This window comes from Stenotrophomonas sp. PAMC25021 (assembly GCF_004795795.1).
Taxonomy (GTDB): domain Bacteria; phylum Pseudomonadota; class Gammaproteobacteria; order Xanthomonadales; family Xanthomonadaceae; genus Stenotrophomonas; species Stenotrophomonas muris.
Genome location: NZ_CP039255.1, coordinates 627,094 through 651,511, shown reverse-complemented (window position 1 = coordinate 651,511; position 24,418 = coordinate 627,094). Strand labels below are relative to the sequence as shown.

At 67.9% G+C, this 24,418-nt stretch carries 19 protein-coding genes; 10 read left to right on the top strand and 9 right to left on the bottom strand.

The window, feature by feature from the left end; all coding sequences use genetic code 11:
- Positions 1 to 23: 23 nt before the first annotated feature.
- Both E5790_RS03115 and E5790_RS03110 read right to left on the bottom strand, forming a co-directional pair.
- Complete coding sequence (locus E5790_RS03115; protein WP_111205779.1) at positions 24 to 1,151, bottom strand: metallophosphoesterase; 1,128 nt, start codon at positions 1,149 to 1,151, stop codon at positions 24 to 26.
- Between the two features lie 73 nt (positions 1,152 to 1,224).
- A complete protein-coding gene (locus tag E5790_RS03110) occupies positions 1,225 to 1,674 on the bottom strand; it encodes a helix-turn-helix domain-containing protein (RefSeq protein WP_014646435.1) in 450 nt (149 codons plus the stop codon).
- A 14-nt stretch (positions 1,675 to 1,688) separates the two neighbouring features.
- Between E5790_RS03110 and E5790_RS03105 the strand changes: the two genes are divergently transcribed.
- Complete coding sequence (locus tag E5790_RS03105; protein ID WP_111205778.1) at positions 1,689 to 2,966, top strand: MFS transporter; 1,278 nt, start codon at positions 1,689 to 1,691, stop codon at positions 2,964 to 2,966.
- 95 nt (positions 2,967 to 3,061) lie between these two features.
- Here the strand turns inward: E5790_RS03105 and E5790_RS03100 are convergent, their stop codons facing one another.
- Positions 3,062 to 4,477 carry a GGDEF domain-containing protein gene (locus tag E5790_RS03100; RefSeq protein WP_111205777.1) on the bottom strand — a complete coding sequence of 472 codons (1,416 nt, stop codon included), beginning with the start codon at positions 4,475 to 4,477 and terminating at the stop codon, positions 3,062 to 3,064.
- Between the two features lie 286 nt (positions 4,478 to 4,763).
- On the opposite strand from E5790_RS03100, the gene E5790_RS03095 reads away from it, so the two are divergent.
- Together E5790_RS03095 and E5790_RS03090 are read left to right on the top strand one after the other, a co-directional pair.
- Entirely contained in the window at positions 4,764 to 7,013 is a 2,250-nt protein-coding gene (locus E5790_RS03095) for a TonB-dependent siderophore receptor (protein WP_111205811.1), read from the top strand.
- A gap of 183 nt (positions 7,014 to 7,196) precedes the next feature.
- Positions 7,197 to 8,177 (top strand): cation diffusion facilitator family transporter, encoded by a 981-nt coding sequence (locus tag E5790_RS03090; RefSeq protein WP_014646439.1) that lies wholly within the window; start codon positions 7,197 to 7,199, stop codon positions 8,175 to 8,177.
- A gap of 38 nt (positions 8,178 to 8,215) precedes the next feature.
- Here the strand turns inward: E5790_RS03090 and nfi are convergent, their stop codons facing one another.
- The gene (gene nfi, locus E5790_RS03085; RefSeq protein ID WP_014646440.1) at positions 8,216 to 8,890 is read right to left on the bottom strand and encodes a deoxyribonuclease V; all 675 of its coding nucleotides are present in this window, start codon (positions 8,888 to 8,890) and stop codon (positions 8,216 to 8,218) included.
- A gap of 93 nt (positions 8,891 to 8,983) precedes the next feature.
- Between nfi and gpmA the strand changes: the two genes are divergently transcribed.
- Complete coding sequence (gpmA, locus tag E5790_RS03080; protein WP_014036448.1) at positions 8,984 to 9,733, top strand: 2,3-diphosphoglycerate-dependent phosphoglycerate mutase; 750 nt, start codon at positions 8,984 to 8,986, stop codon at positions 9,731 to 9,733.
- A gap of 110 nt (positions 9,734 to 9,843) precedes the next feature.
- Here gpmA and E5790_RS03075 read toward each other — a convergent pair whose 3' ends face one another.
- Positions 9,844 to 10,305: a hypothetical protein gene (locus E5790_RS03075; protein ID WP_229653742.1), complete on the bottom strand. Its 462-nt coding sequence runs from the start codon at positions 10,303 to 10,305 to the stop codon at positions 9,844 to 9,846.
- Between the two features lie 137 nt (positions 10,306 to 10,442).
- Here E5790_RS03075 and E5790_RS03070 point away from each other — a divergent pair, with 137 nt between their 5' ends.
- Positions 10,443 to 12,536, top strand: coding sequence for a M13 family metallopeptidase (locus E5790_RS03070; RefSeq protein WP_046429631.1), 2,094 nt, complete (start codon positions 10,443 to 10,445; stop codon positions 12,534 to 12,536).
- A 200-nt stretch (positions 12,537 to 12,736) separates the two neighbouring features.
- Here the strand turns inward: E5790_RS03070 and E5790_RS03065 are convergent, their stop codons facing one another.
- The 4 genes from E5790_RS03065 to rlmJ form a co-directional block, all read right to left on the bottom strand.
- The gene (locus E5790_RS03065) at positions 12,737 to 13,354 is read right to left on the bottom strand and encodes an HD domain-containing phosphohydrolase (protein WP_136191678.1); all 618 of its coding nucleotides are present in this window, start codon (positions 13,352 to 13,354) and stop codon (positions 12,737 to 12,739) included.
- A 45-nt stretch (positions 13,355 to 13,399) separates the two neighbouring features.
- Positions 13,400 to 16,864: a transcription-repair coupling factor gene (mfd, locus tag E5790_RS03060; protein ID WP_049441517.1), complete on the bottom strand. Its 3,465-nt coding sequence runs from the start codon at positions 16,862 to 16,864 to the stop codon at positions 13,400 to 13,402.
- Between the two features lie 149 nt (positions 16,865 to 17,013).
- Positions 17,014 to 17,559, bottom strand: coding sequence for a GNAT family N-acetyltransferase (locus E5790_RS03055; protein ID WP_014646444.1), 546 nt, complete (start codon positions 17,557 to 17,559; stop codon positions 17,014 to 17,016).
- A gap of 95 nt (positions 17,560 to 17,654) precedes the next feature.
- Entirely contained in the window at positions 17,655 to 18,512 is an 858-nt protein-coding gene (gene rlmJ, locus E5790_RS03050) for a 23S rRNA (adenine(2030)-N(6))-methyltransferase RlmJ (protein WP_014646445.1), read from the bottom strand.
- Positions 18,513 to 18,547: 35 nt separating this feature from the next.
- Here rlmJ and creB point away from each other — a divergent pair, with 35 nt between their 5' ends.
- The 5 genes from creB to E5790_RS03025 all read left to right on the top strand — a co-directional run bounded on the left by creB (position 18,548) and on the right by E5790_RS03025 (position 24,307).
- Positions 18,548 to 19,273, top strand: a complete 726-nt coding sequence (gene creB, locus E5790_RS03045; RefSeq protein WP_075076204.1) for a two-component system response regulator CreB — start codon at positions 18,548 to 18,550, stop codon at positions 19,271 to 19,273.
- Positions 19,274 to 19,276: 3 nt separating this feature from the next.
- Positions 19,277 to 20,737, top strand: a complete 1,461-nt coding sequence (creC, locus tag E5790_RS03040; RefSeq protein ID WP_032961976.1) for a two-component system sensor histidine kinase CreC — start codon at positions 19,277 to 19,279, stop codon at positions 20,735 to 20,737.
- A gap of 81 nt (positions 20,738 to 20,818) precedes the next feature.
- Positions 20,819 to 22,138 carry a cell envelope integrity protein CreD gene (gene creD, locus E5790_RS03035; protein WP_049441519.1) on the top strand — a complete coding sequence of 440 codons (1,320 nt, stop codon included), beginning with the start codon at positions 20,819 to 20,821 and terminating at the stop codon, positions 22,136 to 22,138.
- Between the two features lie 10 nt (positions 22,139 to 22,148).
- Complete coding sequence (locus tag E5790_RS03030; protein WP_111206663.1) at positions 22,149 to 22,559, top strand: hypothetical protein; 411 nt, start codon at positions 22,149 to 22,151, stop codon at positions 22,557 to 22,559.
- Between the two features lie 155 nt (positions 22,560 to 22,714).
- The gene (locus tag E5790_RS03025; protein ID WP_111206665.1) at positions 22,715 to 24,307 is read left to right on the top strand and encodes a M20/M25/M40 family metallo-hydrolase; all 1,593 of its coding nucleotides are present in this window, start codon (positions 22,715 to 22,717) and stop codon (positions 24,305 to 24,307) included.
- Positions 24,308 to 24,418: the final 111 nt, after the last annotated feature.

The following is a 24,418-nucleotide window of genomic DNA, read 5'->3' as shown; positions in this document are numbered from 1 at the left end:
GCGCCGTCGCGCTGTCCCGCCATTCAGTCCTGCAGGCCCGGCTCACCCAGTACCAGCGGCACCCGTGAGCCGTCCAGCAGGCCGCGGCTGAGCCTGCCATCCTCGATGAACAGCAGTTCGCCGTTCTCGCCGTTCTTGATGCTGCTGTCGATGGCGATCACGCGGTCGCCATGGAAGCTGCTGACGTGCGGCATCGAGGTGTGGCCGACCACGATGCGCGTGAGCTGCAGGCGGTCGAGCACGGCCTGTACCGCCGCGGTGTCGAGGCGGCCATCGAAATAGCCGCGGTACCAGATCGGGCTGGTCTTGCCGTCATACAGCGGTGCGGTGGCCGGGTCAGCCTTCACTTCGGCCTTGGGCAGGCCCAGAGAGGCCTGGTAGGCCGCATTGGTGCGTACCGGGTCCAGCGCCAGCTGCAACGCCTCGGGCGAGATGCCGCCATGCAGGAACAGGGTATCGCCGATCTTCAGCAGCACCGGGCGGGTGCGCAGCCACTGCCCGATCACCGAGTCGGCGCCATACAGTTGCGGGTAGCTGCGGCCCAGCAGCTGGGCGCTGCGCAGGTACTTCGGGTTGACGTAGCGCAGGTCGTCGTACAGCACCATGGTTTCGTGGTTGCCTAGCACGAAGTGCACTGCGCCACCGGCGGCGGCGGCCTGCTGCTGCAGGCCGTACAGCAGCCAGAACGCCTCGGTCACCTGTGGGCCGCGGTCGAATACATCGCCAGCGATGACCAGCGTGTCCTTGCCCAGGGCCCAGCGATCCTGGGCGTCGATGACCTGGTGGGCGCGCAGCAGGCGCACCAGCAGCCCGTACTGGCCATGGATGTCCGACAGCGCGACGATGCGCGGCGCGGCCGGCAGCACGGAGACCGAGGCCGCATTCGGCGCGGCCACGTGCACGGTGTGTTCGTAGCCACAGCGCGGCGCGATATCGGTGCCCGTCGTGTTGATGGCCAGCGAGCGCGACTCGACCTTGTCGTCGCAGATCCACTTGGCCTGCAGCTGGTCGCCCTGGCGGAATACATAGGGGCCATCGGCCTGCACGTGGTCGGCGGGCGCGGCAACCTCGCGGGCCTGCGTGGTTGCTGTGGCGCAGGCCAGCAGCGGCAACAGCAGGGCGGTCAGCAGGAAAGGGCGATAGCGCGGCATCGGCGGCGTCCGGCGGCGGAAACCTCCGATGCTAACCGGCGCGGCCCGATCGTGGTGTGCGCGAATGGGCGGATCAGGCGCCGCGCCGGTCGTCCTTGAGCTTGCGCACGCGGGTGGCGGCGGCCTGCAGCGGCTGACCGTCGCGCCCGTGTGGCTGCATGTAGGGCAGTGGTCGCCGCGTGCTGGATTCGATCAACTGCGAATGGGCTTCACCGGCGCTGAAGCGATGGCGTTCTCCCCACTGGCGCAGCGCGACCAGCAGCGGGAACAGTTCCTGGCCGGCGTGGGTGAGCACGTATTCCTGGTAGGCCGAGCCATCGGAGGCCGGTTGCAGTTGCAGGATGCCGGCCTCGACCAGCCTGCGCAGGCGATCGCTGAGGATGTTGCGCGCCGCGCCGAGGCTGCGCTGGAAGTCGCCAAAGCGCGTGACGCCGTCGAAGGCATCGCGGATCACCAGCAGTGCCCAGCGATCACCGAGCAGGTCGGCGCTGCGGGCAACGGGGCAGGGACTGTTGGCGTGCATGCTGTGGCCTCCGAATGTGGTTGCAGTTTAAAACCAATGACGATAGCCTGCATCAAGTTTCAAATTGCAACTACATCATGAGCGCATCGATGTCCCGCCCATTGCTGACCCTGCTCGCGGTCGCGGCCGGCGCCAGCGTTGCCAACGTCTATTACGCGCAACCGCTGCTGGATCGGCTGGCACAGGCCTTCGCACTGGACCGTGCCGTGGCGGGCGCAGTGTTGGCGGCAACCCAGGCCGGCAGTGTGCTGGCATTGCTGGGCCTGCTGCCGCTCGCCGATCGCGGTGACCGGCGACGCCTGCTGCGGATGCAGTTGATCGCGCTGGTGCTGGCCCTGCTGTGGCTGGCAGCGGCACGCACGGCCGGTTGGCTGTTGTCGGGCATGCTGCTGGCCGGGCTGTTGGGCACCGCGCTGACCCAGGGCTTGATCGCCTATACCGCCACGCTTGCGCCGCCCGAGCAGCGCGGGCGCCTGGTGGGCGTGGTGCAGGGCGGCGTGTTCATCGGCCTGTTGCTGGCGCGCGTTGTATCGGGCGCGGTCGCGGCCACCGTCGGCTGGCGGGCGGTCTATCTGCTGTCGGCAGCGCTGATGGCGGCCCTGGCCGTGCTGCTGTGGCGGCGCCTGCCGCCGGTGCCGGCGCCGGCGGCACCACCGCGCTGGCGCGAACTGCTGGGTTCGATGCTGGGCATGCTGCGCCGGGACCGCGCGCTGCGCGAGCGTGGGCCGCTGGCATTGCTGCTGTTTGCTGGCCTCAACGTGTTCTGGGCGGCGGTGCCGCTGCCGCTGTCGGCGCCGCCGTTGCAGTGGTCCACCGCGGCCATCGGCGCACTGGGCCTGGCCGGCGTAGTGGGCGCCTTGATGGCGGCGCGGGTCGGGCACTGGATGGACCGCGGTTTCGCCGGTCGGGTCAGTCTTGGCGCGTTGCTGCTGATGCTGGCCGCGTGGTGGCCGCTGCTGGGCCTGCCGCAGTCGCTGTCGTTGCTGCTGCTGGGCGTGATCGTGCTCGACCTCGGTGGGCAGGCACTGCACGTATCGAACCAGGCGCTGCTGCTGCGTGCACCGGCAGAACAGCATGGACGCCTGGTGGCGTTGTACATGCTGTTCTATGCAGTGGGCAGTGGTGCCGGTGCGGCTGCCGGGCCCTGGATGCAGGCCCGGCATGGCTGGCCTGCCGTGTGCCTGCTGGGTGCAGGCATCGCGGCACTGGCGCTGCTGTGGTGGGCAGCATGGCGGGTGGTGGCGTCCAATGCATCGGCTGGCGGGCGAACCGGTAGAGTCGACTGTCGGTAGAGTCGACTGTCAGTCGACTGCTCTTCGCCCCGCGTGCGAAAAATCCCGCGCTGCGTGCGATAGTCGACCAGCGGTCGACTCTACCTGTCCTGTCGTCATCGCTGCAGTGCACGCCGTCCCGGTGCTTCCTCAAGGTCCGCGCTGGCCACTACCACGCGGTTGCGGCCGCTGCGCTTGGCCTCGTACATCGCCGCATCGGCCCGTGCCATCAGCCGCTCGTAGTCCGGGTGGCCGTCATGGCCGGCTACGCCGATGCTGGCGGTCAGTGCCAGTACCTGGCCGTTGGCCAATGCCACCGGTGACTGCGCGATCTGCCGCCGCAGGCTTTCGGCGATCACCGCGGCCTGTGATTCGCTGGCCGCGACCAGCACCACCACGAACTCCTCGCCGCCATAGCGGAACAGGTAGTCACTGCCGCGGGTCAGCTGGCCGAGCAGGCCGGCGACGTGCTGCAGCGCGCGGTCCCCGGCGTCGTGGCCGTGGCCGTCGTTGATCGCCTTGAAGTGATCCAGGTCGAGCAGCAGCAGCGAGAACGGCGTGCGGTTGCGCGTGGCCAGCTCGATCTCCCGGCGCAGCACGGTAGGCAGGAAGCGGCGGTTGAGCAGGTTGGTCAGCGCATCGCTGCCGGCATCCAGCTCGCCGATGCGCTCGAACAGCAGCGTCATCAGGGTGCGGATGGCGGCCAGGTCCTCGCGGATGGCCGGCAGCACCGCCAGTCGTTGTGCCGGGGCATCGTTGCTCGCCCGCTGCAGGTTGCTGTCGATGCGGGCCATCAGCTGGCCGACCTGCCGGGTCTCGCTGCTCTCGCCGAAGCTGGGGATGCCCTTGTGGGTGAACCACAGGCCGAACTCGGAAGTGGCCAGGCTGGCGCTGTCGCTGGCCTGTACGTGGCCAGCGAGCGCGTAGAGCAGGGCGTTCTCCCAGTCCAGCAGCAGTGCGCGCTGGCGTTCGCGTTCGGTGCCGACGTTCTGCACCAGCGAGAACAGCCGGTACGCAGCATCGGCGCGGGTCGAGCGCTCGCGTGCATGGGTATAGGCCAGGGTCATGCCTTCCATGGCGATGTCCATGATCGCGCTGAGGCAGTCGATGGCGGCGAACGCAGTGGCACTGTCGGGCGCGTCGTCGTGCAGGCGCACGAACAGTTCGTGCTTGAGCACGCGCGCGCCGCGGGTGACCAGGTCGACCGGAATACCGACCCGGGCATGCACATCGCCGATCACCCGCTGCGAGGCAACGGCGCCGGCAATACCGTCGGCATTGGTGGTGAGCAACTGCACCAGCCAGCGCTGCATGGCCGGCTGCAGGCGCTGCTTGACCTGATCGTGGGACAGGAAGCGGCGTGCACGCCCGTCCTGCAGCAGTACCTCGTAGAAGCGTTGGGCCAGCGCCGGCGGGGCATCGGCGGCGGCGGCGTGCAGCAGCGCGGTGGCGGCAGGGCCGGCCTGTTGCAGGCAGTGCTGCCAGGCCTCGGCCAGCGGTTGGCTGGAATCGTCCAGTTGGGGTGGTTCCACGTCGATCTCTGACTGCGTACGGCAAACCACGGGTATCGGCCGCGGTGGCGCACGGTTGATGGCGGGTTGGCCGGTCAGTTTATGCGCGATGCAGGGTTGCACGGCGCGCAAAGCACGTCGGCGCCGCGGCGGCAATGAGTGAACGCATTTGAGAATCACTCGCATTGATGGGAGAATGCGCGCACGGATCGGCCCGCAGGCGACTGCAGCGACGCTCCGCCTCCCCCTCGTCGTTGCCTCAAGCCCTTTGCCAGAGGCCCCGTTGCCCTGCCAGAAGGTCCAGATCATGTCTCCTGCCGTTGTCCTTTCGCCGCGCCCGCTGGCGCTCGCCGTTGCCGCCCTGCTGGCGGGAAGCGCCCTGACCGCCCAGGCCGAAACCGATGCCACCGATATCGACACGGTGCATGTCACCGCCTCGCAGATTGCCCGCCAGGCACTGGGTACCTCGACCATCACCGCCGAGGACATCGCCAAGCGCCCGCCGGCCAACGACATCGCCGAGCTGCTGCGCACCATGCCGGGCGTCAACCTCACCGGCAACAGCGCCTCGGGCCAGTACGGCAACAACCGCCAGATCGACCTGCGTGGCATGGGCCCGGAAAACACCCTGATCCTGGTCGACGGCAAGCGCATCGGTGCGCGTGATGCCGTGCGCATGGGCCGTAGCGGTGAGCGCAATACCCGCGGTGATACCAACTGGGTGCCGGCGGAAATGATCGAGCGCATCGAAGTGCTGCGCGGCCCTGCGGCGGCACGCTATGGCTCCGGTGCGTCCGGTGGCGTGGTCAACATCATCACCAAGCGCCCGACCGGCGACCTGACCGGAGCGGTCGACCTGTATGGCCTGGTGCCCGAGCACAGCGCCGAAGGCGGCAGCGAGCGCGTCGGCCTGCAGCTGAGCGGGCCGATGACCGACACCCTGTCGTTCCGCCTGTACGGCAACCTCAACAAGACCGACGCCGACTCACTGGACCTCAACCGCCAGTACGCCACCAACCCGAACGCGGTGCCGCCGGCTGGCCGCGAGGGTGTCAAGAACCGCGACGTCAACGCGTTGCTGCGCTGGGACATCACCGCCGACCAGGTGGTGGAGTTCGAAGCCGGCACCAGCCGCCAGGGCAACATCTACGCCGGTGACCGCGCGGTCAGCACTACCGGTACCTCGACCGGCGTTGACCTGGCGGCGCTGGCCGACGGCGAAGCGGAAACCAACCGCATGTACCGCAACACCGGCGCGATCACCCATCGCGGCCGCTGGGGCGACGTGACCTCGCGGGTGACCGCCGCGGTGGAAGCGGTCAACAACTCGCGCATCAATGAAGGCCTGGCCGGTGGCCCGGAAGGCAGCTTCAACGGCACCGACTGGTCGACCTCGCGCCTGCGCAACTACCAGCTGGATGGCGAAGTGAGCTTCCCGACCTCGCTGGGCAGCGCCGAGAACATCTGGACGCTGGGCTTTGAATACCTGGACAGCCGCCTGACCGACCCGTACTCGATGAGCCAGTCCAGCAGCAGCGGCGGCGGTATCCCGGGGCTGTCGGCCGATCGCGCGCGGGGCAAGGCCGACGCGCAGACCACCGCAGTGTTCGTCGAAGACAACATCTACCTGGGTGAGCGCTGGATCGTCACCCCGGGCCTGCGCTTCGACCACCACAGCCAGTTCGGCAACAACACCAGCCCCAGCCTCAATGCGCAGTTCCGCATCAACAGCGACTGGGTGGTGAAGGGCGGCATCGCCCGCGCGTTCAAGGCGCCGAACCTGTACCAGTCCAATCCGGACTATCTGTACTACACCCGTGGCAACGGCTGCCCGAATGCACTGCCGAGCCTGGGTGCCGGTTGCTACATGCGCGGCAACGCGGACCTGAAGGCGGAAACCAGCCTGAACAAGGAACTGGGCATCGAGTGGGCACCGCAGAGCGGCTGGCAGGCCTCGTTGACCTACTTCCACAACGACTACAAGGACAAGATCCAGGCCGGCTACACCCAGGTTGGCCTGACCGCCGACTCCAAGGGCCGCATCTTCCGCTGGGAGAACGCGCCCAAGGCGATCGTGCAGGGGCTTGAAGGCAACCTGGTGATCCCGCTGCTGGGCGAGCAGGGCAATCGCCTGAAATGGAGCAACAACTTCACCTACATGGTGGAAAACGAGAACAAGAGCACCGGCCAGCCGCTGTCGGTGATCCCGAAGTACACCGTCAACACGATGCTGGACTGGCAGGCCACCGACAAGCTGTCGGTGCTGCTGACCGGCACGTTCTACGGCAAGCAGGAACCGGCCACCGCCAACATCAACAATGATCCGCGCTGCACCGGCAGCTGCGATCCTTCGATCGCGCTGCAGGACCGCGGTGCCTACAACATCTGGGGCGTGAGCGCGCGCTACAGGGTGACCGGGACCGTCAGCTTCGGCTTCGGCGTGAACAACCTGGCCGACAAGCGCCTGTTCCGCGAGGCCAACAGCAGCGATGCCGGTGCGGCGACCTACAACGAACCGGGCCGCGCCTACTGGGCCAGCCTGCGCTTCGGGTTCTGACCGCACGCGGACGCCGGTCCGCTGCGGTCGCCAGGCCAGGCCAGGCGCTGCCGGCCACGCTCCGGTAGCGCCGGGCCTTGCCCGGCGACACCGGCGCCGCGTGCCTGCAATGTTATAAACACCGTAATAGTCTCCCCCGCCAGCACGGCGTAGCCTGCACCGCATCGCAAAGGAGCTGTTGCCATGGGCCACGACCACGATCACCTGCCATCCCAGATCCGCCACGAGAAACCCTTGTGGTGGGCGCTCGGCCTGACCTCCACCTTCCTCGTCATCGAGGTGGTGGGCGCGTTCTGGACCAACAGCCTGGCGCTGCTGTCCGACGCGGCACACATGGCCACCGATGCACTGGCACTGATGATCGCGCTGGTCGCGGTGCGGTTGAGCCGACGCCCGCCGGACGCGCGCCGCACCTACGGCTATGCACGCCTGGAAGCGCTGGGCGCGATGATCAACGGCGCCATGCTGTTCGTGGTCGCCGCCTACATCCTGTGGGAGGCGATCGGTCGTTTCCGCGAACCGCAGGAGATCGCATCTTCGGGCATGCTGGTGATCGCCGCCGCAGGCCTGGTCATCAACCTGATCTCCATGCGCCTGCTGCAGGCCGGCAGCGGCGAGAGCCTCAACGTGAAGGGCGCCTACCTGGAAGTGTGGGCGGACATGCTTGGCTCGGTGGCGGTGATCGCCGGTGCGTTGTTGATCAAGTGGACCGGCTGGAAGCCGATCGACCCGATCCTGGCGGTGCTGATCGGCCTGTGGGTACTGCCGCGCACCTACGTGCTGATGCGCGAGGCGATCAACGTGCTGCTGGAAGGCGTGCCCAAGGGCATGAACGTGGCCAAGGTGCGCGACAGCCTGTCCGGTCATGCTGCGGTGCTGGACGTGCATGACCTGCATGTGTGGGCGCTGGCCTCCAGCACGCCGGCGCTGACCGCGCACATCGTGATGCGCGACGGCACCGACGCCGATGCGCTGCGCCGTGAGCTGGGCGGGCGCCTGCACGATGACTTCGGCATCGAACACGTGACGCTGCAGATCGAAGCGGACCACTGTGGTGAAGCCTGCGCTGGACCGGCGTCGGCAAAGGGCGGCGCGCAGCAGGGCCATGAAGGCCACGACCACGGTGAGGACGCGCAGGGCCATCGCGGCCACGTGCATCATTGAATGAAAATGAAAGCCGCACCGGGGAATGCCCGGTGCGGTCATTCGTCGCGTCGCGAGGCCAGCCGATCCGCCAGCCGGGTCGGTTCCGGCAGCCGGTAACCGCGCAGCGTGCGCTGCACCCAGTCCAGCGCGGTATCGGCACTGACCCGATGGCCGCCGGCCACGAACAGCGGCTTGCAGCGCACCTTGCTGCGCAGCACCCAGCCCAGTTGTTCGTCGCCATCCTGCAGCGGCGCATGTGCACCGGCCTCGGCGCCCGGTTCGACGAACCGGCCCACCAGCTTTGACTTGGCCACGCCGATGCTGGGCAGGTCGGTGACCACGCCCAGATGCGCGGCCACGCCCAGCCGGCGCGGATGGCTGATGCCATGGCCATCGACGAACACCAGGTCCGGCGTGCGCGGCAGCAGCGCCAGCGCGGCCAGCAGTGCCGGCAGCTCGCGGAAGCTGAGCAGACCGGGGATGTAGGGCATCACCGTGGGGATGCGCGCGATCTCCTGCGCCACGGGCTTCAGCGTCTCCACGTCCAGCAGTACCGCCGCGGCGCGGGTGATGGCGCCGTCGTCTTCAAAGCCAACATCCAGCCCGGCCAGCCAACGGACGTCGCGTGGCAGGCGGTCCTGGCGCTCCACGCGGCCGGCCAGCTGGAGCTGCTGCGCGCGTGCCGCGGAGACGCTGCCTTCCCAACATCCGGGATCGATCACCGTATTCATCGGTCACAGCATCGCACGGGCGGCGCCACGGCCCGGTGAGCGGCGGCCGGGCTACAATGGCGGCCTGCCTTTCCTCGCGTTGGAGACCCTGCAGTGACCCGTAAACTCGTACTGTTGCGCCATGGCCAGAGCCAGTGGAACCTGGACAACCGCTTCACCGGCTGGGTCGATGTCGACCTGACCGAGCAGGGGCGCCGGGAAGCGGCCGCCGCCGGTCGCCTGATGCGCGAGGAAGGCCTGCAGTTCGACGTCGCCCACACCTCCGTGCTCAAGCGTGCCATCCACACCCTGCAGGGTGCGCTGGCCGAGCTGGAGCAGGACTGGCTGCCGGTGAACAAGTCCTGGCGCCTCAACGAGCGGCACTACGGCGGCCTGCAGGGGCTGGACAAGGCCGAGACCGCGGCCAAGCACGGCGAAGAGCAGGTCAAGGTCTGGCGCCGTTCGTACGACATCCCGCCGCCGCCGATGGACCTGGAAGATCCGGGCCACCCGATCCATGACCGCCGCTACGCCGGTCTGGACCGCAACGCGCTGCCGGGCACCGAGTCGCTGGCCACCACCCTGGACCGCGTTCTGCCGTACTGGCACGACGCCATCGCGCCGCAGCTGAAGGACGGCAAGACCGTGCTGGTCACCGCCCACGGCAACTCGCTGCGCGCGCTGTACAAGTACCTCAACAATGTCTCGCGCGAGGAGATCCTCGAGCTGAACATCCCGACCGGCATCCCGCTGCTGTTCGAACTGAACGACGACCTGACCGTGCAGTCGTTCCGCTACCTGGGCGACCCGGAAGCAGCGCGCAAGGCCGCCGAAGCCGTGGCCAACCAGGGCAAGGCGAAGTAAGAAGCACAAGGCCGGCGCAAGCCGGCCTTCGCTTTTGTCGAGCCGAGCCCACGCTCGGCCGGCGCTGTCGCAACCCGGTAGAGCCAACCCATGGGGGCTGCATCAGCCAGCTACGAGGGATCCATGCGGCGCACCTTCGGCGGCCGCAACGCGGCAATGTCGATGACGTGTTCCTGGCATATCACCTGATAGTGCGTGAATGGGCCCGGGTAACTGACATCGGCAAAGGTGCCATGGTCCAGATAATCGAGGAACTTCGAACGGCTGTAGCGGCGGAACAGGTTGCCGCTCCAGGTTTCGGCGTCGTCCCAGCGCTGGTAGGACTCGTTGTGCACGGCGTAGCTGATGTAGTGGTCCCAGATCAGCTCAAAACGCTGCGAGTGGGGCATCACCTCTATCGCACGCGCATCATCGATTGAACGTCCATGAGCGAGCTCCACACGGGAGGGCTTTCCGACCACCAGGCCTTCCTCGACGACCAGGCGCAGACGATTCGCTTCCGGCTCGCCGATGCCCGCCAGGAACAGACACTCACAAGCGTCGATGGCCTGCAGCAGCGCAGCTTCGTCCATGGTCATGAAGTCCAGTGATCGCGGAAGCCAGAGCATAGCGGCATGCAGACGGAGCCGCGCCATGCGGTCGTGACCTTTGGCCGGTCCCCAGCGTCGCTCCCGCGGCTACCCTGTGAAATTACCCGCAGGAGAGCCTCATGAACGTCCGCAACCTAGTCCCGCTGGGCCTGACCATCGCCATCGCTGCCTCACTGGCGGCCTGTGGCAAGAACGAAACCGCCCCGGCGGCCAGTGCCGACGCCAAGCCGGCCTTCGACCTGTCGCAGATCAAGACGCCGCTGATCTCGCTCAACAGCGCCGACCTCGATCCGGCCATTCCGGCCTGTACCGACCTCAATGGCTTCGTCAACAGCAAGTGGCTGAAGGCCAACCCGGTGCCGGGCGACCAGACCACCTGGGGCAGCTTCGAGATCCTGCGCGAGCGCTCGCTGGAAGTGCAGCACGCGCTGGTGCAGCAGGCCGCCGCCAGCCAGGCCAAGGCGGGCTCGGTGGAAGCGAAGATCGGTGACATCTGGAAGACCGGCAACGATGAAGCGAAGATCGAAGCTGCCGGCCTGGCGCCGCTGCAGCCGCAGCTGGACAAGATCACCGCGCTGAACGACACCGCCGCCATCACCCGGTACCTGCGCGACAGCCAGGCCGAGGGCAAGGGCGTGCTGTTCTCGCTGTTCGCCAATGCCGACTACAAGGATTCGGCCAACGTCATCGCCTACGTCGGCCAGGGTGGCCTGGGCCTGCCGGAGAAGGGCTACTACTTCGATGATGCGCAGGCCAAGATCCGCGACGCCTACGTGGCCTACATCGCACAGGTGCTGACCCTGTCCGGCGTGGACGCGGCGCAGGCCGCCGAGCAGGCCAAGGCCGTGATGGCCTTCGAAACCCGCCTGGCCAAGGCCTCGATGTCGCGCATCGAAATGCGTGACCCGGCAAAGCGCTACAACCCGCTCAGCGCGGCTGAGGCCGACAAGCTGACCCCGAACTTCAGCTGGACCGCGCTGTTCGAGACCCTCAAGGTGCCGGCCGCGCAGAAGTTCTCGCTGGCCCAGCCGGGCTTCTTCGCTGAAATGGACAAGATGCTGGCCGATGTGCCGGCCAGCACCTGGCAGGCCTACCTGCGCTTCCACACCATCGACGACGCCTCGCCGTACCTGAGCAGCCAGTTCGAGAAGGCCAACTTCGATTTCTATGGCACCACCCTGCGTGGCCAGAAGGAAATGCAGCCGCGCTGGAAGCGCGTGCTGGAGTCGGTCAACGGTGGCATGGGCGAAGCCCTGGGCCAGCTGTACGTCGACGCCGTGTTCCCGGCCGAGTCGAAGGTCGCCATGCAGCACCTGGTGGAAAACCTGTCGCAGGCGCTGAAGGCGCGCCTGGAGCAGCTGCCGTGGATGGGCGAAGAAACCAGGAAGAAGGCCCTGGAGAAGTGGGCCAGCTTCACCCCGAAGATCGGTTACCCCGACAAGTGGCGTGACTGGGCGGGCCTGCAGACCAACGGCGACAGCTACCTGGGCAACATGCAGGCGGCGCGTGCGTTCAACTACCGCTATATGCTGGACAAGATCGGCAAGCCGGTGGACAAGACCGAGTGGGGCATGACCCCGCAGACCGTCAACGCGTACTACAACGCCACCAAGAACGAGATCGTGTTCCCGGCGGCGATCCTGCAGGCACCGTTCTTCGACGCCAAGGCCGATCCGGCGCTGAACTACGGCGGCATCGGTGCGGTCATCGGCCACGAGATGATGCACGGCTACGACGACTCGGGCAGCCAGTTCGCCGCCAACGGCAACTTCGACAACTGGTGGACCGACGCCGACCGCAAGGCCTTCACCGAGCGTACCGACCAGCTGGTCGCGCAGTTCGACGGCTATGAATCGGTGCCGGGCGTGTTCGTGAAGGGCAAGCTGACCCTGGGCGAGAACATCGGCGACCTCGGCGGCCTGACCGTGGCCTACGACGCGTTGCAGATGGCGCTGAAGGAAGACCCGAAGGCGAATGTCGAAGTGGATGGCCACAGCCAGGACCAGCGCTTCTTCATGAACTGGGCCACCGTGTGGCGCCGCAACTTCACCGATGGTGAGCTGCGCGTCCGCCTGAACACCGATCCGCACGCCCCGGCCAACTTCCGTGCCAACGGCGCACCGTCGAACATGCCGTCCTATGCCGCTGCATTCCAGTGCAAGGCCGGCGACGCGATGGTGCGTGCCGACGACAAGCGCGTGGTGATCTGGTAATCGATCACCCGTGACTGCGTGATGCGAAAGGCCCGGCAAATGCCGGGCCTTTTGTCTTCCAGGCCGGTAGCGCAGCGCCGACTGGTAGAGTCGACTGTCAGTCGACTATCGCGCGCAGCGCGGGATTTTCGCGATCTGGACGAAGAGCAGTCGACTGACAGTCGACTCTACCGACGGGTCGTTTCACCTTCCGGAAGATCTCAGGCCAGCTCCGGCTCCCGCGCCAGCATGCGATGGAAGCGCTGCAGCACGTAGGGATCCACCAGCCCTCCAGACTGCGAATCGATGATCCGCAACGCGGTTTCGTGCTCCATCGCGTCGCGGTACGGGCGCACGCTGGTCATCGCATCGTAGGCATCGGCGATGGTGACGATGCGCGCGCCCAGCGGGATGGATTCGCCGCGCAGCCCATCGGGATAGCCGCTGCCATCGAAGGCTTCGTGATGGGCGCGGATCAGCCGCGCCACGGGCGCGGCGTCGCTGCGGCCGGTGGCCAGGAAGATGTGCTCGCCGCGCACCGGATGCTCGCGCATGATCGCGCGCTCCTCATCGGTATGCCGGCGCGGTGCCAGCAGTACGTCGTCGGGAATGCCGATCTTGCCGATGTCGTGGAAGCGCGCGGCCAGGCCGACCTGCGCACAGGCCTCGTCGTCGAGATCGCAGTGCGCGGCCAGCCGCTGCGCGAACAGGCCGACGCGGTCGCAGTGATGGCGGGTGTAGGCGTCGCGCATCTGCAGCGACATCGAGAGGGCATCGATCAGGCAGGCGTGCGCGTGCAGCAGGTCGGGGGCGGGTACGGCGTCAGGAAACATGGTCATCCGCCCGCACCGGGTGGGGACCGGTGCGGGGTGTTCGGGGGGCGATCAACCCGGGGCGAGGGTGGTCAGGAGGGCGCGGGCCGCGTTGAAGCGGTCTTCCGGCAACGGCAGCGGGTGCTTGATGCGCAGCTTGTCGGGCCCTTCCATGGCGTACAGGTTCGGTTGCTTCTGGATCAGCTGGATCACCGCCATCGGGTCGATGTTCGGCTTGGATTCGAACACGATGCGGCCACCATTTTCGCCCAGGTCCAGCTTGCGGATGCCCAGCGTGTTGGCCTTCAGCTTCAGCTCGGCGATGGCGAACAGGTGCTTGGCCGCATCCGGCAGCAGGCCGAAGCGATCGATCATCTCCACCTGCAGTTCGCGCAGCGCATCGCTGTCGCGCGCGCTGGAAATACGCTTGTACAGGGTCAGGCGGGTATGCACGTCCGGCAGGTAGTCTTCCGGGATCAGTGCCGGCACATGCAGTTCGACCTCGGCACCACGCACTTCCTCGCCGGCATCAAGGTCGGGCAGCTTGCCCTGCTTGATGCTGCGCACCGCGCGCTCCAGCAGCTCGGTGTACAGGCTGAAGCCGACCTCGGCCATCTGCCCGCTCTGGTCCTCGCCGAGCAGTTCGCCGGCACCGCGGATTTCCAGATCGTGCGTGGCCAGGGTGAAGCCGGCGCCCAGCTCGTCCATCGAGGCGATCGCTTCCAGGCGCTTCTCAGCGTCGGGGGTGATCGCGCGGCGGTCGGGCGTGATCAGGTACGCGTAGGCGCGGTGGTGCGAACGTCCGACGCGGCCACGCAGCTGGTGCAGCTGGGCCAGGCCGAAACGGTCCGCACGGTTGATGATGATGGTATTGGCGTTGGGGATGTCGATGCCCGACTCGATGATCGTGGTCGACAGCAGCACGTTGAAGCGCTGCTTCTGGAAATCCAGCATCACCTTTTCCAGCTCGCGCTCGGGCATCTGCCCATGGGCGATGCCGATGCGCGCCTCCGGCACCAGCTCGGACAGCTCGCGCTGCATGCGGCCGATGCTTTCCACGTCGTTGTGCAGGAAATACAGCTGGCCACCACGCGCCAGCTCGCGCTGGAAGGCTTCGCGCAGCAGCGCGTTGTCCCACTGGGTGATGAAGGTCTGCACCGCCAGCCGGTTCGGCGGCGGCGTGGCGATGATCGACAGGTCGCGCAGGCCGGCCATGGCCATGTTGAGCGTGCGCGGAATCGGTGTGGCGGTCAGGGTCAGCAGGTGCACGTTGGCGCGCAGCGCCTTCAGCGCTTCCTTCTGGCGTACGCCGAAACGCTGCTCCTCGTCGACGATGACCATGCCCAGGTCCTTGAACTTCACGTCCGGCTGCAGCAGGCGATGGGTACCGACGATCACGTCGATGGTGCCGGCGGCGACCTTTTCCAGCTCGGCCTTGATTTCCTTGGTGGTCTTGAAGCGCGACAGCACCTCGACCTTCAGCGGGTAATCGGCGAAGCGGTCGCGGAAGTTGCGGTAATGCTGTTCGGCCAGCAGCGTGGTCGGCACCAGCACAGCCACCTGCTTGCCGGCACTGGCGGCCGCAAAGGCCGCACGCACCGCCACCTCGGTCTTGCCGAAGCCGACGTCGCCGCAGACCACGCGGTCCATCGGCTGGCTGCTGGCCAGGTCGCGCAGGGTGGCGTCGATCGCGGCCAGCTGGTCCGGGGTCTCCTCGAACGGGAAACCGGCCGCGAACGGCTCGTACATCGCGCGGTCGACCTGCAGTGCCAGGCCGGCACGCGCCTGGCGGCGGGCCTGGATCTCCAGCAGTTCGGCGGCGACGTCGCGTACTTTCTCGGCGGCCTTGCGCTTGGCCTTGCTCCACTGCTCGCCACCGAGCGAATGCAGCGGCGCGGTTTCCGCCGACGCACCGGAATAGCGGCTGATCAGGTGCAGCTGGGCGACCGGCACATACAGGCGGTCGCCCTTGGCATATTCGATTTCGAGGAACTCGCCGGGCATGCCGCCGACGTCCATCGCGATCAGGCCACGATAACGGCCGACGCCATGATCCTCGTGCACGATCGGCGCGCCCTCGGTCAGTTCACCGAGGTCGCGGATGATCGCTTCCGGCTCGCGGCCGGCACGGCGCGTGCGCCGGGTGCTGCCGGCGCGCTCGGGGAACAGCTGGCGCTCGGTCAGCACCGCGATGCGCGGATCGTCCAGCGCGAAGCCATCCTCCAGCGGTGCCACCGCGATCGCGAAGCGCGCGTCGTCGGCGAGGAAGCTGGGCAGGTCGGCCACCACCGGCGGCTTCAGCTCGGCGGCCTGCAGCACTTCCAGCAGCGCCTCGCGGCGGCCGGGTGAATCGGCGGCGATCAGTACCCGGCCCGGATAATGGCCGAGGAAGGATTTCAGCGCATCGCCAGCGGGGGCTTCGCGCGCGGCCACCGGCAGCGGTGGCAGCGGCTGGTCCCCCAGCGCGTGCGCGTCGGCGATGCGCGCATGGTCAGCCGCCCACACCTCGATGCGCGGGGCATCGTTCAGGCGCTCGCGCAGCAGCTCCGGCGACAGGTACAACGCCGACGGCGGCAGCAGCGGGCGCTCCACATCATGGCGGCGCTGCTCATAGCGGTCCGCAGTCTGCGCCCAGAACGCGACGGACGCTTCATACGCACCGGCACAGACCACCGGCAGGCTGCCGCTGGGCAGGTAGTCGAACAGGGTTGCGGTGCGTTCGAAGAACAGCGGCAGGTAGTACTCGACGCCGGCCGGCGCCAGTCCGGACTTCAGGTCCTGGTACAGCGAACTGCGCCGGGTATCGACATCGAACCGCTCGCGCAGCGTGGCCAGCACGCGGGCGATGCTGGCTTCATCCATCGGCACTTCGCGGCCGGGCAGCATGTGCACCGCCTCGACCTTGTCCAGCGAACGCTGGCTTTCCGGGTCAAAGGCACGGATCGAGTCGATGTCCTCGTCCAGCAGTTCCACCCGCAGCGGCTCGTCGGCACCCATCGGGTACACGTCGAGCAGGCCGCCGCGCACAGCGAAGTCGCCCGGGTCCATCACCTGCGGCACGTTGCGGTAGCCGGCGCTTTCCAGGCGGCGCTTCTCGGCTTCCAGGTCCAGGCGCTGGCCGACCTTCAGGTCGAAGCTGCCACCGATCACGTAGCTGCGCGGGGCCAGCTGCTGCAGCAGGGTCTGCACCGGCACGATCACCAGGCCACGCTTCAGCGCGGGCAGGCGGTGCAGGGCGGCCAGGCGCTGCGAAATGATGTCCGGATGCGGACTGAAGCGGTCGTAGGGCAGGGTTTCCCAGTCCGGGAAGGCGACCACCGGCAGGGCCGGATCGCCGCCGAGCAGGGTGTGCAGGTCGGCTTCGAGCTGGTTGGCACCGTGGTTGTCACGGGCGATCACCAGCAGCGGGGCGTCGTGCGCACGCGCGGCCTGGGCAAGGTACCAGGCCAGGGCGGTCGGCGAGGCGGGGGCGCGCCACCAGGCGCGGAGCTGGCCGGCGCGCGGCAGCGGCGGGGCGGGGTATGAGGTACGCGACATGGACCCCGGATTTTAGCAGAAGCCCGATCGAAGCCCGGTGGGTCGTGCCGGCCGATTGCCGGCAGCCTCATGTGCCGTTGGGGTAACGCAGTTCAGGCCAGCGGCCGGCACTACCGGCAGGCGTCGCCGGGCGGGGCCCGGCGCATCTGTCAGTTGTCCAGCTCCAGCACCATCCGCACCAGGCCTTCGGCACCGGCCGGGTGCGGGACCGGCTTGAAGCCCAGCGAGGCGGCCAGCTGTTTCATCGGCTCGTTCTCGGCGGCGACGTCGCCGTACAGGCGGTCCAGGTACTTGCCGCGGCCCCACTTCACCAGCTTGCGCATCAGCTGCCGGCCCAGGCCCTGGCCAATGAGGAAGCGGCTGATCAGGATCGCGTACTCGGCTTCACGGGTGCCGGGGATGATCGAGGCCCGGGCGACCGCGCCGACCACCGCTTCGCCAGCAGGCAGGGATTCGGCTGCGACCAGGGTGATCTCGGTCTTGGGATTCGGGTGGGTCAGGCGCTGGGTGGTTTCCGGCGAAAGCTCGGTCACCGCCTGCAGGAAACGATCACGGATTTCTTCCGGCCCGAACAGGCTGAACGCCGCTTGCAGCGGTGCGCCATCTTCCGGGCGGATGGGGCGGATCAGCAGCTCGTGGCCGCTGGGAGCCTTGAAGATCTCATGCCAGGGCGGCATGCGGTTGCGAGTGGCCATACCGGGTGATTCCTTGGTGGTCCATCGATTGTGGCATCACCGGGGCTGCATTCCGTGAACGAAAGGCTCACGGCGGTACAGCCTCGTGAAGGCCGTCATTCGGGGGCTTTGAGCCAATCCAGGCGGGTGCTGGCCCCCGGTTCGCCCAGGTGCTGGCGCAGCGCCGGCAGGGCCGGGCCGACCACCCGGTCGAACTGCCACGGCGGGTTGAGCAGCAGCATGCCGCTGCCGTTGAGGCGCAGCGGCGAGTCGTCCGGGCGCACCAGGAACTCGATCGTCATCGCCGATTTCACCGGCAGGGCGGTGGCCTTGCGCAGGAAGTGCAGGATGGTGCGGCGCTGCTTGATCGGGAACCACACCGCGCAGGTCGCCTGCGGCCAGCGCGCCAGGGTCTCGGCCAGGGCGGCCAGAACGGCCTGGTACTCGGCGTCCTGGGCCTCGTACGGCGGGTCGATCAGCACCAGGCCACGGCCGATCTTGCTGCCGTTGAACTTCGGCGGCAGCAGCGAGCGCAGCAGGGCATAGCCATCGCCAGCGCGCACATCGACGCGGCTGTCATGGGCGAACAGGGCCTTCAGCGTGGCCGTTTCGGCTTCCTGCAGCTCGCAGACCGCCATGCGGTCCTGCGCGCGCATCGCCTGTGCGCTCAGCAGCGGCGAGCCCGGGTAGTTGGTCAGCGCGCCCACCGGGTTGTCGGCCTGCACCGCCTTCAGGTAGCGCTCGACCACCTCCGGCAGCCTGGGCTGGGCCATCAGCCGCATGATCCCGGATTCGGCCTCCAGGGTCTTGCGGCTCTCTTCGCTGGCCAGCAGGTAGCGGCCGGCACCGCCGTGGGTGTCGAGCACGAAGAACGGGCTGTCCTTGCGCTTGAAGCTGTCGATCAGGGCCAGCTGCACGATGTGCTTGAGCACATCGGCGTGGTTGCCGGCGTGGAAGGCGTGGCGATAGTTCATGGGCGGCAGTGTACGGGGCGGCGGCCGCAGCGGCTATGCTGCGCGCCATGACAGCTCCCGTTGCCCATGTCCTGGTGGTCGAGGACGAAGCCGCCATCGCCGAAACCGTGCTCTATGCGCTGCGCAGCGAAGGCTATGCCGCCAGCCACTGCCTGCTGGGCGGCGAGGCCCTGCAACGGCTGCAGGCCGGCGATATCGACGTGGTGGTGCTGGACGTGGGCCTGCCGGACCTGGGCGGTTTCGAGGTCTGCCGGCGGCTGCGTGCGCAGCCCGGACCGGCGGCGCAGCTGCCGGTGATCTTCCTGACCGCCCGCAACGATGAAGTGGACCGCGTGCTCGGCCTGGAACTGGGCGCCGACGATTACATGACCAAGCCGTTCTCGCCGCGCGAGCTGGTGGCGCGGGTGCGTGCGCGCCTGCGTCGTGCGGCAGCGGTCGTCGCAGCGCCCCGCGCGGACGCCGGCTGGCAGGAACACGGGGCGTTCGCGATCGACCGCGAAGGCCGGCGTATCCGCTTCCGCGGCCATGCGCTGGACCTGACCCGATACGAGTACGCGTTGCTGGAAGCGCTGCTGCAGCGCCCCGGTGCCATCCTCAGCCGCGCGCAGCTGATGGACCGGGGCTGGGACAGCAGCGCCGACAGTGCCGACCGCACCGTCGACACCCATGTAAAGACGTTGCGCGCCAAGCTGCGTGCGGCTGGTGCCAGCGACGACCCGATCCGCACCCACCGTGGCCTTGGCTACGCGCTGGAGGTCTAGCCGATGCGCCTGGTACTGAAGCTGTTCCTCGGCTTCTTCCTGATCACCGGCATCGCCGCGTTCTTCGTGATGCGCGTATTCGTCAACGAGGTGAAGCCCGGTGTGCGCCAGGCGATGGAATCGACCCTGGTCGATGCGGCCAACGTGCTGGCCGAGATGGCCGCCGCCGACGTCAAGGACGGCACCATCCGCAGCGGCAGCTTCACCCGCAACCTGGCCAAGGCGCGGCAGCGCGACCTGAAGGCGATGGTCTGGCGTTTTCCCAAGCGATCGCTGGATTACCGGGTGACCATCACCGATGCCAGGGGCATCGTCATCTACGACTCGCTGGGCCGCGACCTCGGGCGTGACAATTCGCGCTGGAACGATGTCTACCGCACCCTGCGTGGCGAGTACGGCGCCCGCTCCAGCCCGGAAATACCAGGCGAAGAAGGCGATACGGTGATGCACGTGGCGGCGCCGGTATACGACCCGGCCGATGGGCGCACCCTGATCGGCGTGCTCAGCCTGGCCCAGCCCAACCGCAGCATCGATCCGTTCATCGCCGCCAGCCAGCGCGCCATCATCGAGCGCGGCGCCTGGTTGATCGGGCTGTCGGCGCTGGTCGGCGTGCTGGTGACGATGTGGCTCACCACCGGCCTCGGCCAGCTCAGCCGCTATGCACGCGCGGTCAGCGCCGGCGAACCGGTGCCACCGCCACGGCGCCGCCGCGACGAGATCGGCGACCTGGGCCAGGCGCTGGAAACCATGCGCCGCAAGCTTGAGGGCAAGGCCTATGTCGAACAGTACGTGCAGTCACTGACGCATGAAATGAAGAGCCCGCTGGCGGCGATCCGCGGTGCCGCCGAGCTGCTGCAGGAGCCGCTGCCCGAGGCCGACCGCGTGCATTTCGCGCGCAGCATCGTCGACCAGCAGGAGCGGCTGACCGAGACCATCGACAAGCTGCTGGCGCTGGCCGAAGTGGAACAGCACGGCTGGCTGCAGACCCGCGATCCGATCGCGCTGCCAACGTTGCTGGCCGATGCGGCAGCGGCGGCGCAGGTGCGTGCGCAGGCGGCCGGCGTGCAGGTCAGCATCGGCAGCGCGCCCGACCTGCGCGTGCAGGGCGATGCCTATCTGCTGCGGCAGGCGTTGCACAACCTGATCGACAACGCCATTGCCTTCTCACCGCCCGGCGCGGACATCGCACTGCAGGCCGAGGTGGACGGGCAGGGCGTGCGCCTGCAGGTGGCGGATCGCGGTACCGGCATTCCCGACTACGCGCGCGAACGGGTGTTCGAACGCTTCTATTCGCTTGCCCGCCCCGGCAGCGGCCGGCGCAGTTCCGGCCTGGGCCTGCCGTTCGTGCAGGAGGTCGCGCGCCTGCACGATGGTCGCGCCAGCCTCGACGCGCGCGACGGCGGTGGCACCGTGGCCAGCCTGTGGCTGCCGTTGTCAGTGCCGGGCCAGCGTCCGCGCCGCTGACTTCACACTCGCTTCAACTTCGCCACAAACCCTGCTCACCGCAGCGGTCCATCCTGCAGCCCTCTCCAACGAGGATGGACCATGAAATCCCTGAAGATGCTGCTGAGGTTCGCCATTGTCGGCGGGCTGATCCTGTTGCTGCTGGTGCCGCTGATGATGATCCGCGGGGTCATCACCGAGCGCAGCCAGTACCGCGACGAGGCCTTTGCCCGGGTGGCCGACAGCCGTGCCGGCACGCAGCAGCTGGTGGGCCCGGTACGGGTGGTGCCGTGGGTGGAACGCAAGCAGGTTGAACTGGTTGACCCGCTGGGCGTCAAGAAGACCGAGATCCAGGTGACCGAGGGCCACTGGCTGCAGATGCCGGCGTCGCTGGAGGTGGGCGGCGAGATGCTGCCGAGCCAGCGCGAGGTCGGCCTGTTCAAGGTGCCGGTGTACAGCTGGAATGGCCAGTTGAAGGCGACTTTCGCCGAAGACGACTATCCGGTGAAGAACGGCCGCACCTATGGCCAGCCCTATGTGGCGCTGGGGGTTTCCGATGTGCGCGGCCTGGTGGGCACGCCGAACCTGCGGGTGGACGGCAAGCAGCTGCGGTTGCTGCCCGGTGTAGGCGTGGCCAGCGAAATCGGACGTGGCCTGCATGCGCCGGTGAGCGGTTTCGCCGCGGATCAGGGCGGCGCGCTGGCCGCCAGCACCGTTGAACTGGAGCTGCGCCTGGATGGCAGCCGCATGCTGTCGGTGGTGCCGGTGGGCGATGACACCCGGATCGCGCTGCGGTCGAGCTGGCCGCATCCGTCGTTCAGCGGCGCCTTCCTGCCCAACGAACGGCGTGTCGATGCACAGGGCTTCGAAGCACGCTGGGCGGTGTCCTCGCTGGCCTCCGATGCACAGCGCCAGCTGCGCAGCGAGGGGACGATCGATTCGCAGGCCGTGACGGTGTCGCTGGTCGATCCGGTCGATACCTACACCCAGGCCGACCGTGCCTCGAAGTACGGCGTGCTGTTCGTGGTGCTGACCTTCGTCGGCTTCATCCTGTTCGAACTGATCAAGTCGCTGCGCATCCATCCGCTGCAGTACCTGATGGTCGGCCTGGCGCTGGCGATCTTCTTCCTGCTGCTGATCAGCCTGTCCGAGCACATCGCGTTCTGGAAGGCCTACCTGGTCTCGGCCGTGGCCTGCATCGGCCTGCAGGCGGTGTACCTGGCCAACGTGCTGGGCCACTGGAAGCGCGGCCTTGGCTTCGCTGCGCTGCTGACCGTGCTGTACGGCGCGCTGTATGGCCTGCTGGTGTCGGAGAACAACGCACTGCTGATGGGATCGCTGCTGCTGTTCGTGATCCTGGCGCTGGCGATGTGGGTGACCCGCCGGGTCGACTGGTACGCGCTTGGCGCAGACCTGAAGTAAGGAGCACGCCATGAGCTGGCGCCAGGGATTGCGGCAACGGGCGCGGCAGGGCATTCCGGCCCTGCTGGAAGTGGATGCACTGCTGCAGGCACATGGCGTGCTGGCGGCCCTGCCGGGGGCATGGATCGCCCCCGGTCTGGTCCGCTTCCAGCTGGCCGCGGTGACCTGCGAGGGATTGCAGGGCAAGGGCCTGGCCTGGTTGCAGGGCGCGCGGCAGGGACGCGGTGCGCTGGCGGGGAGGGTGCCGCGCTACCGGCCATGGAAGGCCGGGGCGGAAGCACTTGCGGAAATCGGCATCGGTGGCCTGCCCGATGACTGGCCCGCGCATGCGGCGGTGTATGGCTGCAGCAGCATCGACCGGCGGCACTGGTTGCTGCTGCTGCCGGAGCGGGCGCAGCTGTGGCTGGGGTGGAGTGGGTGAGGTGGTTTGGCAGATGCGACCCAACCACTCTTCTGTGGGGGCGAACCCTGGTTCGCACGCTTCCGCGCCGCCCATGACCGATGGGAGGGTATCGCGGCGCCGCTGCTGGCTAGACTCGATGGGTTGATGAGAAGGCCGGAAGGCAGGGGTGCGATGTGTTGAAGTGGGGTGTGCTGGCCGTAGCGCTGGCGATGGGTGGCAATGCAGCGGCGCAGCAGCGCGAGACGGTGGACCTGGACATGGTCAGCCGCATCCGCCAGGAGGCCTTCCACCGTTCGCAGGTGATGGACACCTTCAGCTATCTCACCGAACGCATCGGCCCGCGGCTGACCAACTCGCTGGCGATGGGCCGCGCCAACGCGTGGACCCGCGGCAAGTTCAACGAATGGAAGCTGGACAACGTCCACGACGAAGCGTTCGATGACTTTGGCCGTGGCTGGGAGTTCACCTCGGCCAGCGTGGAAATGCTGGGTGACCGTGTGCAGCCGCTGCATGCACTGCCCAAGGCCTGGACGCCGGGCACCAAGGGGCCGGTTGAAGGCGAGCTGGTGCAGGTCGAGATCAAGAAGCCCGAAGACATCGAAAAGTACCGCGGCAAGCTGCGCGGCAAGATCCTGCTGCTGGGCGAGGCGCGCGAGTACAAGCGCGGCACCGAGCCGGATTCCCATCGGCATGACGCGACCTCGCTGGAAGGCCTGCAGGCGTTCACCCTGCCGAAGGACCAGGACGCCACCGCCGAGCGCGCCAAGCGGGTCAAGGAGTACCAGGAACGCCAGCAGCTGGCGACCAGGGTCAATGCGTTCTTCGTCGAAGAAGGGGCGCTGGCCTCGATCAGCATCAGCAGCTGGGACAACGGCATCATCCGCGTTGCCGGTGGTGGTTCGCGCAAGGCCGGCGAGCCGGTCGGCATCCCCGAGCTGGCGATGATCAGCGAGCACTTCAACCCGCTGGTGCGCGCGCTGAAGGCCGGGCAGACCGTGCGCCTGCGCGTGGATGTGGCCGCGCGCTTCACCGATGACGCCGACCAGCCCGGCTACAACACGCTGGCCGAGATCCGCGGCAGCAGCAGGCCTGATGAAGTGGTGATGATCGGCGCGCACCTGGATTCCTGGCACAGCGGCACCGGCGCGGCCGACAACGCCGCAGGCGTGGCGGTGATGATGGAGGCCATGCGCATCCTCAAGGCCACCGGCGCCAGGCCCAAGCGCACCATCCGCGTGGCGCTGTGGAGCGGCGAGGAGCAGGGCCTGATCGGCTCGCAGGCCTATGTGGCCAAGCATTTCGGCCGGTTCCCGGAGCCCACCGACCCGGCGCAGAAGGCGCTGCCGGCGTCGCTGCGCGAGCCGACCGGTGCACTGCAGAAGACCCGCGATTACAGCAAGTTCCAGGTCTACTTCAACATGGACAACGGCTCCGGCCGCTTCCGGGGCATCTACGCCCAGGAAAACCTGGCGGCGATGCCGATCTTCGAAGCCTGGCTGGCGCCGTTCCATGACGTCGGCGCCACCACCGTGGCGACCCGCAACACCGGCAGCACCGACCACATCAGCTTCGACCGCATCGGCCTGCCGGGCTTCCAGTTCATCCAGGACCGGCTGGACTACTTCACCAATGTCCACCACAGCCACCTGGACACCTGGGACCACGCCGAACCGGAAGACCTGAAGCAGGCCGCAGCCATCGTCGCCTCGTTCGCCTACAACGCCGCGATGCGCGAGCAGCCGTTCCCGCGCAAGGTGGAACCGTAAAAGGGGACGGAGGGGATTAAGTCGCATCTCCCCTCCGTTTCCCGGTTGCAGTACCCACGGGCTGGGCAATCGCGACTTAATCCCCTCCGTCCCCTTTTTCCGTCGGGGGCG